Below are 16,442 nucleotides of genomic sequence, written 5' to 3' on the forward strand. Positions count from 1 at the left end.
GTTTAGCCGCACACTAAGGTGCGGCCACCTCCATCATGCCCGTTGCCGTGCGCGCTGCAAATTGCGGACGATACATGTCCTCAACAGTTGCTGCCGGATGGGTATAGAGACCCGGCGTCACCGCACGCACCACATAAGCCAGCGTAATCGGCTTCTTCTCGCCTGCAGAACGGTCGAAGGCGGCCACAAAACGATCATTGTGGAATTCGAGATGCGCTGCCTGTGTGCTCTCCAGCCAAGGGAAATTGCCAAGATCCGCACTCGACACAAGCCCCGGATTATCGATCTCGAAACCGGCCGGCAGCAGATCGGTCACGAGCAGACGTGACTGCCATTCCTGCAGATCGTCGATTTTCAGGACAACCACATAGCGCTCATTCTGATTGACGCCGGTCACATTGGCCAGTTCACCATCGAGCGTATAATAGGTGCGCTCGATGGTGAAACCTTCTCCACCCGCAGGAAGAGACTGTGCAGGCGGCGCCACGGCGGTCACGACAGCGTCGACCGAACCTTGTCCTTTGTTGGTGACGGTCAGCGGCTGCGCTTCCAGAGCTGCACCGGTGAGACGTTCGGAGAACGCGCCTTGATGAGCGGTGCCATTGATGTCGAGGTTGATTGCGCCATTGTCATCCTGCAGGCCACGTGCTGCAAGTAGCATCCACGCCTGATCTTGCGTGCTGAGATAACGTGCCTTTTCCCGCTGGAACTCCACCAGTGTAATCAGCGATGGCAGCACTTTCGGTGCAGGCTTGGTTTCGGAAGCCAAAGCCAGCATTGCCGCACCGTCGCGCAGCGGCGAACCATAATCGGAGCGGTTATAGTCGAAACTGGATTGGCTGGTTGCAAGCTGGAGCGACGCATCGAACACTCGTTCGGAACGCGGCTGATCACCATAAAGGGCGAGCGCCGCGCCAAGCTGCGCAACTGCCATGGGGCTGGCGAAGTTTTCAAGCTGGGTATCGGCAAAATAACGCAGATCGCCAACAGATGCCTTCTTGTTGCGTGCCAGAACATAGAGCGCATAGGCGATATCGTTACCGCGTTCCTTGACGTCGGTGGTATAGCCGAGCGCATTTTGCAGATTGCCGAGCGCGGACAGCATCGCCTGCTGCGGCACGTCATAGCCCTTTTCGCGGGCACGCGTCAGGAAGTCGGTCACATAGGCGTCCATCCAAAGATCACCTGACCCCGGCGACCAGAGGCCAAACGAACCGCTAGAGGACTGGTTGTTCAGCACGCGGAAGATAGCGTCCTGTACACGCTTCTTAAGTTCTTCCTGACTTTCCAGACCCGCTGCCGCTTCCGTACTTGCAGCCATTTCGCTTAAGTATAGCAGCGGCAATGCGCGGCTGGTGGTCTGCTCTGTGCAGCCATAAGGATAGCGGTCGAGCGCCATCAACAAGGCTGGCACATCAAATGCGGCACTTCGCGTCACACCAACGCTGACGAAAGCACCGTCAAGCAGGCTTTCCGACAGAAGACCGCCATCGACTTTGAGGCTTCCGCCATTGGCCGCGAGATTGACGACATGGCGGCTCGTGACCGGCAGATCGACCGGACGCACCGGCAATGCCAAAGCCTGTTCAACGCTGAGGCCCGCATCGTTGGAAAGGCGGATGGTCACACCACCGGCACCCGTGGCCACAGCATTGAGCGGAACGGTGATCGACTGCCGCTTGCCGCCGGCCAGTGCAATGCTTTCAGGATAGGAGCCAACCTCGACGCCAAGATTATCGGTGGTCTCAAGGCTCACACGATAATTGCCATCCGGGGCATCCGTATTGGCAATATCGAAGCGGATATTGGCCTGATCGCCGGGGGCCATGAAGCGTGGCAGACCGGCGGTGATGACCACAGGATCGCGAATGATGACATCCGTAACCGCATGGCCAACAGCCTTCTTGTTCCATGCCACCGCCATGACGCGCGCCGTTCCGTTGAACTGCGGTACGTCGAAGGTGATTGTAGCCTTGCCATCGCTGTCAAGTTTAACCGGACCGGAGAACAGCGCCAGCAGCTTCTCGGTAGGCGGGCTGCCTTCCGCTGCCATATTGCCACCGTCGCCACCTGTGCGCAGCTTGCCGGTGACGCCGAGCGAACCATCGATCAGGCGACCATACATATCGCGAATTTCAAGGCCTAGCTGACGCTGGCCGAAGAACCAGTTTTCAGGGTTCGGCGGCTGATAGCGTGTCAGATTGAGAATGCCGACATCGACTGCCGCAACCATGACATAGGCCTGTTCGCCACCCGCATTTTCAACCGAAACCGGGATGGAAAGCGTGGAACGCGGTGTGATCTTTTCAGGCGGGGTCAGCTTGACTGCAAGCTGCTTGTCGGCAGGATCGATCTTCAGCCATTTAAGACCAATCGCACGCGCAGGCATACGGCTTTCAATAGCCTCACCCGGACGGAACAGCGTTGCCGTGACATAGGCGCCCGCACCCCAATCCTCACCGACCGGAATATTGATGGTCGTGCCGCCTTCCGGTACGCTTGCGGTGATTGTCTTAAGCAGCTTCTCCGCACCAATGGTGATGAGCAACTCACCTGCAAAACGAGGCGAAACTTTCAGTTCAGCCGTATCACCAACCGCATAATGCTCCTTGTCGAGCGCAATTTCGAGCCCATCCGGTGTTTCGGTCGAGGTCGAGCTTACATACCAGCCCGCATCGAATTCGTAGCTGTTAGCCGGACCCGAAGCATCGGCAGTTTCGATTTCCAGACGGTAACGACCCCAATCGACCGGCAGGCTGATTTCAGCCTCGCTATCGGTTTTCAGATCGATCTTGCCGTTGGCAATCGCCTTGGTGAAAGTGACCGGTTCGTAGTTCCAGCTGTTGCCACTGCGATACCACTGATAATTGCGCTCGATCTTGACCAGCGACCATTGCGCGCCATCGAGTGTCTTGCGATCACCCTTGCTGTCAGAAGCGATTAGGCTGAACTTTGCGGTTCCACCTTGCGGCACTTCATCGCCTGAGAAATCCGGACGAATGCCGATGAGATCGGTCTCCGGCTGAATGGCGATGTCGATCTTGCGCTCAACCGCGCGGCCACCGGTTTCGCGCATACGAACGGTCACGGCCGCGTTTACGAGGCGCGTTGTTGACGGCATTTCATCGACTGCAACCGGGAAGGTTGCCTTGCCGTTGTCATCGACTTTCGACAGGCCATCGAGCGGCAAGCGCGTGGCTTCGCCCTGTTCTTCATCGGCGAGGCCGAAGTAATACCCCTTGAAGCGGTCCCACTGACGCTTGGTCGAAAGCGTGACTTCGCCTTCAAGCGCAAGACCGGCGGCAGGCGCACCATAGAGGAAACGACCGTCCACGGTGATATTGGCGGTTTCTCCCACGGCGATTTCCGGCTTGTCAGACGTCAGGTCGAACTCGATCCGGTCCGGCACGAAATCTTCAACCAGAAACATCTGCGTTGCGATGGCTGGCTGCTTGGGATCGGTATAGATCGAAACGTTCCAGGTCCCGCGCATGGCGTTCGACGGCAAGGTCAGGTCGATGGCATGACCACCGGCAAGCTTGCTGTCGGAAACGAGACGGCGATCTTCCACACCGTCGGGACGCGTGAAGATGAAGGTGAGCGGCAGATCATCGATTGCGGTTGCGGTGTCGTCACGCGCAAGCGCGCCCACATGCACGACTTCGCCGGCGCGATAGATACCGCGCTCAGTCCATGCATAAAGATCGAGTCCCTTGGGCACGGCGCGGCCCGTCACACCACGATCGGAAAGATCAAACCCGGCGCGCGCCATATCAAGGAATGTGAAATCATCATCATTCTGACTGGCCATCAGCACCGCTGGCACCATGCCGTCCGTGCCGCGTGTCAGTCCCGCCGTAAAGGTTGCCCGGCCATCGCTGTCGGTGATCGCTTCGCCCAGCACTTCATTATTACGGGCAAGCAGGGTCAGCTTCACATCCTTGAGCGGTTCTGCGCTTTCCAGCGAACGGGCGAAGACATTAATACCGTCCTGTCCGGTATAGGTCGAAAGGCCAATATCGGAAACGACAAACCACTGCGTTGCCTTGGTGCCGTATTCTTCGTCGGACTTCTGGACCAGCGGCTCGGCGGTCAGCACATACACGCCGGGTTTGCGTTCCGGCAGCGCTTCATCAACCGGGAAACTGGTCGTCGCTTCCTTATTCAGCTCATTGCCTGCAACCTCGACCTCACCTTCCCAGACAGGCGCGCCCATCTGTTCGGAAACCGTGCTGATGTCGTAGCTGTCGAGTTGACGGAGGAACTGGTAGCCGGAAAGAAGTTGTGCCAGCGAACGGTCGCCAACGCGGTAAAGCTTGACCTTGGCTGTACTCAAATTGACGCTGACCAGCGGAATGCCGCGACGTGCCTTGGCAGGCAGCACAAAGCTGTCGCCAGTGAAGCGGACCGATGGCGCGCGGTCCTGCACATAGATCGAAAGATTGACCGGAGCTGGCAGCACTTCGCCAACAGCCGATGGCAAACCCTGACGAAAAGTCACCGTATAATTGCGGCCATGTTCCAGACCCTCGATGCAAATCTGGCGGTCCTTGGCGTCAACAGCTTTTGGCGCGCCATTATCGAGTGTAACGAAGCTCGAATAATCGACACCGCTTTTCACCAGTTCTTCGGAAAACTGCGCGCAGATGCGCGGCGCGGCATTATCATTATCGACCGTATTATTGACGATGCGGAAGCCTTTGCGCGCTTTCAGATCGTCATAGGCAGCCCGAACGGATGCGGAGTTGACGAGATCAAGGCTCGCTTCATAAGCCTGCAAGGCCGGGCGCGATGCATCGCGCTTTTCGAGTGCCTGCGCCATGACGGCAAGCGCTTGCGCGCGCTCATCCTTGGTGCGTGAGGTCTGGTAGGCAAACCACGAGGCCGACGTCGCATCGCGCTGGAACTTGGAGCGTTCCTGGCCATTGGACGGCTCGGTCGCAAGCGCTGACAGCGCATATCCGGTCCAGATTTCGCTTTCGTCCGGCGACATGCTGGCAGCCAGGCGGAATTTTTCCATTGCCGTGCGCGGATCGCCATTAAGAGCGGCAGATGCCGCTTCAATTTTCAACGAGCGAAGGCTGTCCGGGCTTTCAATGCCAGCCAGTTCGCGCTTCAGGCGACGAGCCTCGTCAACCAGATTGGCAGCAAAGAAGGAGATGGTTGGCGGAGCGCCGATATCTTCGACTTCGCGGGACGATGTAGATTGCGCTACGACCTTACCTGCAATGGAGCCAACGGACTGATTGAGCTTGTTGAAATCTGATTTCAGAAAGCACCATTTGACCTTCGGATTATAGGTGAAGGCGAGGCAGGCATTGTCGCCCAGACAAATGCTTTTGCACTGGTCGAGCGAGACATTCTTTTCCGTGCGCAGGTCGAAGCCGAAATAATCGCTATCTTTGGTAATTTCTATGCGCCGGGTTTCGGCGGCTTGTGTGTTGTGTGGAGCAGCCGAAACGGAGGCTGCGACTGCAAAGGCCCATAAAAGGCGGTTGAAACCAATACGCATTTGCATCCCCTCACAACGGTCGGCGCCATTCCAATCTATTAGAAAAGGCGAAAAGAATCCGGCTCATGTGAAGCCTCGCCGCGACAAACTGTCAAGGCGAATAGGGATTATCTACAACTATTAGGATAGTTTTTGGGAAATACGTTCTGCGAGATGCATGTCTCGCAGAACATATCCGGATGCCTTAGATGATCCCGCCATTGGCGCGTAAGGTCTGGCCGTTTATCCATGCGCCGTCCGGTCCCGCGAGAAACGCAACCACGCCTGCAATGTCCTCCGGTGTGCCCAGTCGTTCGAGCGGGCTCATTTTCGCCATGCGTGCAACCAGTTCCTCTGATTTTCCATTTAGAAAAAGATCAGTCGCCGTGGGGCCGGGCGCTACTGCATTGACGGTAATGTTTCGGCCGCGCATTTCCTTGGCCATAATGGCCGTCAGCGTTTCGACCGCGGCCTTGGTCGCTGCATAAACGCCGTAGTTTTCCAATTTCAGGCCAACGACACTGGTAGAGAAATTGATAATGCGTCCATTGTCGCGCAGACGCCTGCCTGCCTCCCGCATCGTATTGAATGTCCCTTTGAGATTGACCGAAACAATCTTGTCGAAATCGAGATCGTCTGTGGCGGCGAGAGGTGACAGGCCCATGATTCCGGCATTGTTGATGAGGACGTCGACCTCGCCGAACGCGGTTTCGGCAGCATCGAACATCTTCTTCACGGCGGCGGGATCGGCAACATCCGCCTTTACTGTCAGCGCGGTGCCACCCGCAGCCTCGATCTTGGCAACCACGGCGTCTGCCATGGCAGCATTGCCGGCATAGTTGACAATGACCGTAAAACCATCACGACCCAGCCTTTCCGCAATGGCGGCACCGATACCTCGCGACGCGCCGGTGACGATGGCAATCTTGTTTTTCCTATCTGACATTCTGTGCTCCGATCGTTACGTCCATTCAGGTTCCAACAACATGGCACTTTTACATCGCCGTTTAATCGGGCATCGTTTGTTATCACTATCCGAAAAAGGCGAACAATAAGATGGACAGGTTCGACGCGATGCGGGTCTTTACTCGCGTATTGGAACGACGCAGTTTCACTCTGGCGGCTGAGGATCTGGGAATTCCGCGTTCGACCGTCACCGACGCAATCAAGCAGCTCGAGAAACGACTGGGTGCGCAGCTGTTTCTGCGGACCACCCGCCACGTCAACCCGACGCTTGACGGTCAGGCCTATTATCAGCGCTGCAAAGAAATCCTAGCCCATGTCGAGGACGCCGAAGGCGGATTTTCCGGGGCTACGCCCAAAGGTTTGCTTCGGGTCGAGGTTCAGGGAACACTGGCGCGCCATTTTCTTCTGCCGGAATTGCCGGCCTTTCTGGAAAAATATACGGAGATTGAATTCTATATGACCGAAGGAGATCGGTTCGTCGATCCGGTTCGGGAAGGTATCGATTGTGTTCTGCGTGTTGGCTCGCTGCAAGATAGCGACATGATTGCCCGACGCGTTGCGACATTGGACGAGATCACCGTAGCGTCTCCTTTCTATCTCGCACGATTTGGACGCCCCGAACATCCAGATGAGCTGGCCTACGGCCACCAGATGATCGGTTTCAGAGCCAGCGGCAGTATTGCGCGCATGCCACTGGAATTTATGGTTGATGGAAAGTTGCGGACGGTCACCATCCCCGCGCCGGTTACGGTCAATGCCGCTGAAAGCTATGCGGCAGCAGCCTGTTTGGGGCTCGGTATCATACAGATTCCACGCTATCATGCGATGAAGCACATTGCCGATGGAAAACTGGTTCAGATACTGGCTGCTTATCCTCCAACTCCGTCGCCTGTATCCGTCATATATCCACGTGACCGCCAGCTTTCCCCGCGTGTTCGGGTATTCATCGATTGGTTGGTGACGATATTCGCCGGTCAGGATGTTTGATCTCGTTAACCTCTCATTAAGAATCTGGAACAAGACGGCCATTTCCGTGTTAGAATAAAGCCCGCAGAGATGCAGAACGCACATCGTTGCGCACCATGGGAGAGGGCAGAGATGAGCAACATTCTATTCTGGACCGCTTTGGTAATCGTGCCAGTGCTTTTGGGCACCGCCTACGCCTATCTGCAATCCATCCGCCACAGGGATGATTTCTAGAGCTGAAGTTTTTCGGCGTCAGCTGTCGGATCTGGTGGAAGTGCGCCAGCGAGAAGTCGCGCCGAATCCACGTCTGAGCCCCACCGATTTTTCCGATTCCATCACTCCACGGTTGCTGTAGCCGAGTTGAAGGCACGGGTGGCTCTTTTTTTTCCAGATATCGTTAATGCCTGTCTCATTTTGACTTCTTTTCAGTCATGCAATTTATGTTTGACCAACATCTATAGATTCAATCAAGGGGTGTTGGTTTTGCGCGGAAATGTATCCCCCTATTCAGGGGGATTTTTGATTATTTTATAATAAAATCAAAGCGTTGATCGAATAAGTATACGAAGAAGAGGTATACTCCGGAAGCGCGTGTGCCATATTGGAGCATCGAGCTGTTTTGTTTGCTTATCCTTATTGGATGGAAGTAGTTTTACTTTCTGTCTGATATTTCACATTGCTTAATGTAAGAAAATGTCCTTCTATTGTTGCGGGCAAGCTATGGCTGGTAATTGAGGGGGGATTGGCGTCGCAATGTGTGCTCTTGTGCGTTTCTTTTTTATCCGGCGCAGCGCCAATCGATCCGGGCGAACAGGGCACAGCTTAGCTCGAAGGGATTTTATCCTGTCAGCCTCGGCAAAAGCCGGACACTGGAGCAAGCAGAGCTCATCTAGCAGCGTTTCTCGCGGGAGGATCAGGCCGCGGGGGGGGGGGCGCCAGCGATCCAACTAAAGCTGAGCTCAATAAGTCTGCAGGCGATCGAATTGGGAAGAAGAAAACAATGGCGGGCCGAATTGGTCGCCAGTGCGTGGAGGAGGGAACGACGGTAATGGGTAGACGTGCATACGAAAAGCTCGCGAGAATCTGTGCATCCCTGAACACATCCGAGCAAGAACTGGCTCACTCTCTCGGTATTTCGCGAGTTGCCTTGAAGGCCATAGATCGAACTGATGCGCCTCTTTATCTAAGACTGGCGTTAGCTGCTTTGGTATCGGAGATGGACCCGGATGAAGTGCTGAACCCCAAACGCGCGGGATCAGAAATGGAAAGACCGCTTCATCTCTTGTCAGCAAGATAAAGTCATAGGTTCAAAGGGTGTCGTTGTGACAAAAAACCTCGCTCTACTGCTTTTGATCGGGTTATTTTGTTATCCGCAATTGGCTGCCGCGTCATGTACGCGAGCAGCCGGCGCGGCGGATCTGATGACGCAACGTCAGCTTTCAGCCTTGCGCGCGATAGAGCGCAGCCGCGGTTGCAAGGGGGGCGACGAACGCGGAGGATTCTTCAATCCATGCCGTGATCTCGCTCAGCGTATTGCTGAAATCCAGCGACAACTCTCTGCAAGCTCGCTTTCTTCCCGGACGTGCGCCGAACAGCCTGCAGCGCCGCAAGCTACAAAGGTGAAACTTGACCGGCCCAAAACGTCTTCAGTCACCGCACCCAGCAAACCATGGGTTCCGACTGGCGTAAAAGGGGCCCTGACGTATTGCGTGCGCTTGTCGGATGGCTATCTGTTTCCTGCTCCGCATTCGCAATTTCAGAAATCCGACAATGTGGCAGAAACATTGGCGCAATGCCGTTTCATCTGTCAGGGAGAGAATGTCGATCTCTATGTTTTGAACGATCCGAATGGTGAAACAGCGGATATGGTTTCCGTTTCCAACGGCAAATCTTACATCGAGCTGCCAACTGCCTACAACTATCAGGGGGGCAGCGATTTCAAGAAGTGCGATTGGGCTGGTTATGTCAACAAGATCAGTGAGTTGCGAGCGAATAGCAAAGGCAGCCAGGCATTCAGAAACGTGGTCGTTCCCATGCCGGACACACGTCCGGCTCGCAATGATGAGACCAGCATTTCCGTAACGTCTTTTTCTCCCATGAGCGACAGCAATGTGCGTGTTGTTGGTCCGGCATTTATTTTCGACGAAGGTGCGGGGCAGGCAAAGTCTACAACGTACTGACAGCCTGCAAGCAGCCTTCTAAAGTTTAATTTGAATGAGACGTGTCGCGATTGGGACTGAACCACGCACGTTCTGTCTGTAACCTCCCAGAAACGGACGCTTTCAATTTGCGCCCGGAAACTATCGATCATTGCATTGTTTGAAATCTGTCAGTGTTGTTCGACCTGGAGGAGGTAGACATGAGCAAGAACCGTGGCGTCGTTTATTTGCGGCCCGGGACAGTCGAAGTACGCGATATTGAAGACCCAGTGTTGGCGGCACCGGATGGGAGGAAGCTGGAACACGCCGTTATATTGAAGGTCATTTCCACCAATATTTGCGGGTCGGACCAACATATGGTCCGCGGACGTACCACTGCTATGCCCGGCCTCGTGCTTGGACATGAAATTACCGGCGAGATTATCGAAAAGGGCGGCGACGTCGAAATGCTCGACGTGGGCGATATCGTTTCGGTGCCGTTCAATGTTGCTTGCGGACGTTGTCGCTGCTGCAAATCTCAGGACACCGGCGTTTGCCTGACGGTCAACCCGTCACGTGCGGGGGGCGCCTATGGCTATGTCGACATGGGCGGCTGGATTGGCGGGCAGGCCCGCTATGTCATGGTTCCCTATGCGGATTTCAACTTGCTTAAGTTCCCCGATCGTGAACAGGCGATGGAAAAAATCCGGGACCTCACTATGCTTTCCGACATCCTGCCAACCGGCTTTCACGGTGCGGTCAAGGCTGGAGTGGGCGTTGGTTCGATTGTCTATGTTGCGGGCGCAGGACCGGTCGGACTTGCTGCTGCCGCATCTGCACGCATCCTGGGTGCTGCAGTCGTCATGATAGGCGACTTCAACAAGGAACGCCTCGACCACGCGCGGAAAGTCGGGTTTGAACCGATTGATCTTTCGGCCAGTGACCGCCTTGGCGACATGATCGCAGAGGTTACGGGCAGTAACGAAGTCGACAGTGCGATCGATGCCGTCGGCTTCGAGGCGCGCGGCCACAGTGGGGGGGAACAGCCAGCGATCGTACTGAACCAGATGATGGAGATAACTCGGCCGGCAGGAGCTATCGGTATTCCGGGACTCTATGTCACTGAAGACCCTGGCGCCGTCGATAACGCGGCAAAGCAGGGCAGCCTGTCGTTGCGCTTCGGCCTCGGTTGGGCCAAGGCACAGTCATTCCACACGGGGCAGACGCCCGTGCTAAAGTACAATCGTCAGCTGATGCAAGCTATTCTTCACGGACGTCTGAATATAGCCGATATTGTCAACGCTCAGGTCATATCGCTTGAGGATGCGGCGAAGGGCTATGAAAGCTTTGATCAGGGCGCTGCGAAAAAATTTGTTCTCGACCCGCATGGCTTGGTGGGCAAGGCCGCCTGACTGAAGCTTGTTTGGGAATGCGGAGAAGGGCGCCCTTTTGGGCGCCCTTTCTATTGGGTTAAACTCTTAACTGTAACGTTACAGTTTGCAAACGTATACATACGTCTGGGACTATCCGGTCAGTAATGGCGCATCGAAGAATATCTCCACCCACAGAAATTCTAGCGCAAAAATTCCCGCAAAAACAAACTACTAATTCCGTTCCAGTCGGGGAATCCCTATATCGCGAATTAAAGCTTGCAAGAAGGACCGTTTTGAATACCATATCTGTAACGTTTCAGATTTGGGAGGATATGAAATGTTGCCTGAAAGAGCAAAGATACTCGCCGCATCCGTTTGTCTGGTTATGACAACGTTGACAATGGCAGGTTCGGCCCCGGCAGCCAATCTCGAAGTTACGCATTGGTGGACATCTGGCGGCGAAGCTGCAGCCGTTAAAGTCCTGGCCGAAAAGTTTGATGCGCTTGGCGGTGACAAGTGGATCGATGGAGCGATTGCCGGCAGCGGCGCTACGGCGCGCCCGATCATTATCAGTCGAATTTTGGGCGGTAATCCCATGGGCGCGACCCAACTCAATCACGGACGGCAGGCCGAGGAGCTGGTTCAAGGTGGTTTGATGACGGACCTGACCGAGCTTGCTGAAAAGGAAGGCTGGGCTGATTTCATTCGTCCGAAGAGCCTTCTGGAATCCTGCACCTACGAAGGGCGTCTTTATTGCGTGCCGCTGAATATTCACTCGTGGGAATGGATGTGGATTAATCCGCAAGCCTTCCGCGATGCTGGCACGGAACCTCCAAAGAACTGGAATGATCTCGTCGCTGCTGCTCCCAGGCTGAAAGAAAAGAACATCGTGCCGCTGGCAACCGGCGACGGATGGCAGGTGAATGGCATGCTGACCGTCCTGACAACCGCAATCGGTGGCAAAGACCTCTATCTCAAGGTCAACAAGGACAAGGATGCGGAGGCAGCGCGCAGCCCCGAAATGAAGAAGGTATTTGAAGCGCTGGCGCAAGCCCGCACAATGGCTGATCCGGGTTATGTCGGACGCTCGTGGAATGAGGCCACCAATATGGTGCTCACCGGGCGCGCCGGAACGCAGATCATGGGAGACTGGGCGCAGGGCGAGTTCGGCACCGCCGGCAAGGTTGCAGGTAAGGATTATGACTGCTTGCCGGGCCTCGGCGTCCATCCGTACCTGGATACCGGCGGCGATGCTATCTACTTCCCGAAGAACAAGGACCCGGAAGTTACAAAAGCGCAGCTCAAGCTGGCAAGCATGCTTGTTTCCAAAGATACGCAGGTCGCGTTCAATCTTGCCAAGGGCTCTCTGCCGATCCGTGGTGATGTCGATCTGGATGCGGCGTCGAGTTGCATGCGTGCGGGCATCGATATTCTGAAGAACCCGGACAACATCGTTCCTTCTGTGGAGCAATTGCGCGCACCCGATACGCAAGGGCAGATCGAAAGCCTGGCGGCTGAGTTTTTCTCCAATCCCGACATGACGGTCGACGACCTTCAGGAACGTTTTGCGGAGATTATCGAGCAGGCGCAATAGTCTCGGTAAGGGTCTGCACTATCGATGAGGACGGTGCAGGACTCCCGAGAACCGGGTAAGGGAGGAACATCATGGCCGTCATGGAAGAGGGCAATCGTAGAAAGCCGCCGGGAATATTCCGCAATCTGAATGCAAAGGTTGCAGCGCTTCCTATGATCGCGACGGTTCTCGTGGTGTTCATTGGCTGCACGCTCTGGACGGTTGTATATTCCTTTACGTCTTCCAAATCGCTGCCGACTTTGAACTTTGTCGGCTTCGACCAGTATACGCGTCTGTTTTCGGCAACCCGCTGGCATGTATCGGTTCGCAATCTGGCGATCTACGGCGTCCTCTGCATGGGATTCTCCCTTGTGACCGGGTTGGTTCTTGCTGCTCTGATGGATCAGAAGATCCGGTTTGAGAACACATTTCGTACAATCTTTCTCTATCCTTATGCCCTGTCGTTCATTGTGACGGGGCTTGTCTGGCAGTGGATATTCAATCCTCAACTTGGGCTGGAGAAAGTCATTCGCGATATCGGTTTCGACAGTTTCCAGATGGCGATCCTGTCGAGCCGAACTTACGTCATCTATGCGATTGTCATTGCCGGGCTTTGGCAGATGACAGGTTTGGTCATGGTTTTGATGTTGGCCGGGCTGCGCAATGTTGACGACGAAATCTGGAAGGCTGCGCGCGTTGACGGCATTCCGAAATGGAAAACCTATCTGTTCATCATTTTGCCGATGATGCGCCCCGTTTTGGTGACGACCGTCGTCCTGATCGCGACAGGCATCGTCAAACTTTACGATCTGGTGGTTGCCATGACCAATGGCGGTCCCGGCATCGCGTCGGAAGTCCCGGCAAAATATGTCTACGACTTCATGTTCGGCTGGGCCAATCTGGGGCAGGGGCTTGCCGCTTCCACGGTCATGCTGACCACCGTTTTGATCATACTCGTTCCGTGGACGATGCTTGAGTTCAGCCGGAGGAAAGCGCGATGACGGAAGCTGTCCTGCACAGAAAGATGCCGACTGAAACCGAAGCTGCAGCCGCCCAACCTCGTCCGGCACAAAGGCAGGCTTCACAGCCTTGGGGCCGCAAGCCGAAACGGCGTTTCACGCCCACAACCATCATGCTCTACAGCATCCTGTTTGTCGCTGCCGTTTATTACCTGCTGCCCCTCTACGTGATGGTTGTGACATCTCTGAAAGGCATGCCTGAGATCCGGCTTGGTAATATCTTTTCACCACCGGTCGAAATCACATTTGAACCATGGGTCAAGGCCTGGAGCCAGGCATGCACCGGGCTTTATTGTGAGGGGATCAGCGCAGGTTTCTGGAATTCGATCAAGATTACTGTTCCGAGTGTAATCGTTTCCATCGCTATTGCATCGGTCAATGGCTACGCGCTTGCAAACTGGAAGTTCAAGGGATCGGAAATCTTCTTCGCAGTCCTGCTTTTCGGGGCATTCATTCCGTATCAGGTCATGCTCTATCCGCTCGTTATCATCACACGGGAGCTTGGGATTTTCGGCACGCTGACTGGCGTTGTCTTTATACATACCATTTTCGGCATGCCTATCCTGACACTCTTGTTCCGCAATTATTTTGCCGGTCTGCCGCCGGAACTCTTCAAGGCGGCGCGTGTCGACGGAGCCGGGTTCTGGCGCATTTTCTTTCAAATCATGCTGCCGATGTCACTGCCGATCTTCGTCGTTGCGATCATTTTGCAGGTGACGGGCATCTGGAACGATTTTCTCTTCGGTGTGGTGTTTGCAGGAACGCAGAACTTCCCGATGACCGTGCAGCTGAACAATATCGTCAACTCCATGCAGGGCGTGAAGGAATATAACGTCAATATGGCCGCCACCCTCCTCACAGGTGCCGTGCCGCTTCTCGTATATTTTCTGTCCGGCCGATATTTCGTTCGCGGCATTGCCGCTGGCGCAGTGAAAGGATGAGTTCATGAATTCAAGCGTTTCCATCCAGGACCTGTCGCTCGGTTTCGGCTCGGTCAACGTGCTTCAAAATCTCAATCTGGAAATCGGAGAGGGCGAGTTTCTCGTCCTTCTCGGGCCTTCCGGCTGCGGCAAATCCACACTGCTGAATTGCGTCGCAGGACTTCTCGATATTTCCGAAGGCAGCATCTTTATCAAAGGACGAAATGTTACCTGGGAGGAGCCGAAGGATCGCGGCATCGGCATGGTGTTTCAATCTTATGCGCTTTACCCGCAGATGACCGTTGAAAAGAACCTTTCCTTCGGTTTGCGGGTCGCCGGTCTGCCGAAGAACGAGATCGACACGCGCATCAAGCGTGCTGCTGAAATCCTTCAGATCGAACCTTTGCTGCAACGCAAGCCTGCGGCACTGTCAGGCGGGCAGCGCCAGCGTGTTGCGATTGGTCGCGCACTGGTGCGCGACGTGGATGTGTTTCTGTTCGATGAACCGCTGTCCAATCTGGATGCAAAATTGCGTTCCGAACTACGCGTCGAGATCAAGCGTCTTCATCAGAAGCTCGGTAATACGATGATCTATGTCACGCATGATCAGATCGAAGCCTTGACGCTGGCGGACCGCATTGCCGTGATGAAGGGTGGGGTGGTTCAGCAACTGGCGGATCCGCTGACGATCTACAACCGTCCCAAGAATCGGTTTGTCGCAGGGTTTCTCGGTTCGCCCTCGATGAACTTCTTTTCCGGGGAAATCACCGCCACACATGGCAAGCCCGTATTTCATATCGGCGAAGCCGCGGTGCCGCTGGACGGATATGCCGGCGAACTGGTGCCGGGGCAAAAGGCCACGCTCGGGGTTCGCCCCGAGCATATCCGGTTTGAAGCCGAGGACGGTTTTGAAGCGACCGTGGAGCTGGATGAGCCGATGGGCGCCGACAGTCTGGTCTGGCTTCGCCTGAACGGACATCCATTATCCGCGCGGGTGGAAGCCGGCAAACGCTACCGGGCAGGAGAGAAGGTCAGGATCGGCTTCAAACCCGATATGCTGTCGCTCTTCGATGCCCAAACGGAAGAGAGGCTTTAGATGATAAGCGTCGAATACTCCCCTTAAGAGCCTCGCGAGGCAGCGCTATTGGCTTTCCGTTGGCGGCTCGAAGGTTGCTTCGAACCGTAGGGAGATTTTTGTCTCGTGAAGGCCTGAAAAATTCAGGAACGAGTTTGAAGGATGAGGACATGAACGGATATTCCTATCAACTTTACAGCTCCCGCAATTTCCAACCGCTGGAGCGTACACTCACGATGCTGAGCGACCTCGGCTATCGACGGGTAGAAGGTTATGGGGGGATTTACGGCGATCCGGTTCGATTAAAGAAAGAACTCGACGCTCTGGGACTTTCCATGCCTACCGGCCATTTTGGTCTGGATATGCTGGAGAACGAGGTCGACCGCGTTCTGGAGATTGCGAAGGCCGCCGATATGAAGGCGATCTTCTGTCCGTATCTCGATGCAGATCGCCGTCCGGATAGTGTTGCGGGCTGGCAGGAGTTCGGGAGCCGTCTGGTCGCGGCTGGCGAGCCTTATCGGAATGAGGGCTATGCCTTTGGTTGGCACAACCATGATTTCGAATTCCAGCCTTTGGCCGACGGTTCCGTGCCACAGGAACATATTCTCGACGCTTCGCCGGATCTGGCTTGGGAAGCAGATATCGCGTGGATCATCAAAGGTGGTGCAGACCCGCTTGAATGGATCAGGCGCTATGGCGACCGCATACTTGCGGTCCATGTCAAGGATATAGCCAAAACCGGTGAAAAAGCAGACGAAGACGGCTGGGAAGATGTCGGACACGGAACTGTCGACTGGGCTGCATTGTTTGCAGTACTGCGCAAGACGCCTGCCCGATATTTTATCATGGAACACGATAATCCGTCAGACGACACCAGGTTTGCAAGCCGTTCCATCGAAACCGTAAGAAATTTCTGAGTTG

10 protein-coding genes are annotated in these 16,442 nt (G+C 55.2%); 8 read left to right on the forward strand and 2 right to left on the reverse strand.

The annotated features are described in order from the left end of the window. Positions 1 to 13: 13 nt before the first annotated feature. Together J9800_RS00990 and J9800_RS00995 are read right to left on the reverse strand one after the other, a co-directional pair. A complete protein-coding gene (locus J9800_RS00990; RefSeq protein ID WP_210845387.1) occupies positions 14 to 5,518 on the reverse strand; it encodes an alpha-2-macroglobulin family protein in 5,505 nt (1,834 codons plus the stop codon). 178 nt (positions 5,519 to 5,696) lie between these two features. After that, positions 5,697 to 6,437 carry an SDR family oxidoreductase gene (locus J9800_RS00995; protein WP_114215082.1) on the reverse strand — a complete coding sequence of 247 codons (741 nt, stop codon included), beginning with the start codon at positions 6,435 to 6,437 and terminating at the stop codon, positions 5,697 to 5,699. 110 nt (positions 6,438 to 6,547) lie between these two features. On the opposite strand from J9800_RS00995, the gene J9800_RS01000 reads away from it, so the two are divergent. The 8 genes from J9800_RS01000 (at position 6,548) to J9800_RS01035 (ending at position 16,438) form a co-directional block, all read left to right on the forward strand. Then, complete coding sequence (locus J9800_RS01000; protein WP_114215081.1) at positions 6,548 to 7,444, forward strand: LysR family transcriptional regulator; 897 nt, start codon at positions 6,548 to 6,550, stop codon at positions 7,442 to 7,444. A gap of 1,301 nt (positions 7,445 to 8,745) precedes the next feature. Then, positions 8,746 to 9,603: a DUF2865 domain-containing protein gene (locus J9800_RS01005; protein WP_353618718.1), complete on the forward strand. Its 858-nt coding sequence runs from the start codon at positions 8,746 to 8,748 to the stop codon at positions 9,601 to 9,603. Positions 9,604 to 9,782: 179 nt separating this feature from the next. Beyond that, positions 9,783 to 10,973, forward strand: coding sequence for a formaldehyde dehydrogenase, glutathione-independent (gene fdhA, locus J9800_RS01010; RefSeq protein ID WP_112588972.1), 1,191 nt, complete (start codon positions 9,783 to 9,785; stop codon positions 10,971 to 10,973). A 298-nt stretch (positions 10,974 to 11,271) separates the two neighbouring features. Continuing rightward, the gene (locus J9800_RS01015; protein WP_205315895.1) at positions 11,272 to 12,528 is read left to right on the forward strand and encodes an ABC transporter substrate-binding protein; all 1,257 of its coding nucleotides are present in this window, start codon (positions 11,272 to 11,274) and stop codon (positions 12,526 to 12,528) included. A gap of 71 nt (positions 12,529 to 12,599) precedes the next feature. Then, positions 12,600 to 13,508: a carbohydrate ABC transporter permease gene (locus J9800_RS01020; protein ID WP_114215043.1), complete on the forward strand. Its 909-nt coding sequence runs from the start codon at positions 12,600 to 12,602 to the stop codon at positions 13,506 to 13,508. Positions 13,509 to 13,531: 23 nt separating this feature from the next. Then, entirely contained in the window at positions 13,532 to 14,467 is a 936-nt protein-coding gene (locus J9800_RS01025; RefSeq protein WP_286167454.1) for a carbohydrate ABC transporter permease, read from the forward strand. Positions 14,468 to 14,471: 4 nt separating this feature from the next. After that, the gene (locus J9800_RS01030) at positions 14,472 to 15,542 is read left to right on the forward strand and encodes an ABC transporter ATP-binding protein (RefSeq protein WP_114215042.1); all 1,071 of its coding nucleotides are present in this window, start codon (positions 14,472 to 14,474) and stop codon (positions 15,540 to 15,542) included. 149 nt (positions 15,543 to 15,691) lie between these two features. After that, the gene (locus J9800_RS01035) at positions 15,692 to 16,438 is read left to right on the forward strand and encodes a sugar phosphate isomerase/epimerase family protein (RefSeq protein WP_114215079.1); all 747 of its coding nucleotides are present in this window, start codon (positions 15,692 to 15,694) and stop codon (positions 16,436 to 16,438) included. The last annotated feature ends 4 nt before the right edge of the window (positions 16,439 to 16,442 follow it).

It is taken from the genome of Ochrobactrum sp. AP1BH01-1 (genome assembly GCF_018066705.1).
Classification (GTDB): Bacteria; Pseudomonadota; Alphaproteobacteria; order Rhizobiales; family Rhizobiaceae; genus Brucella.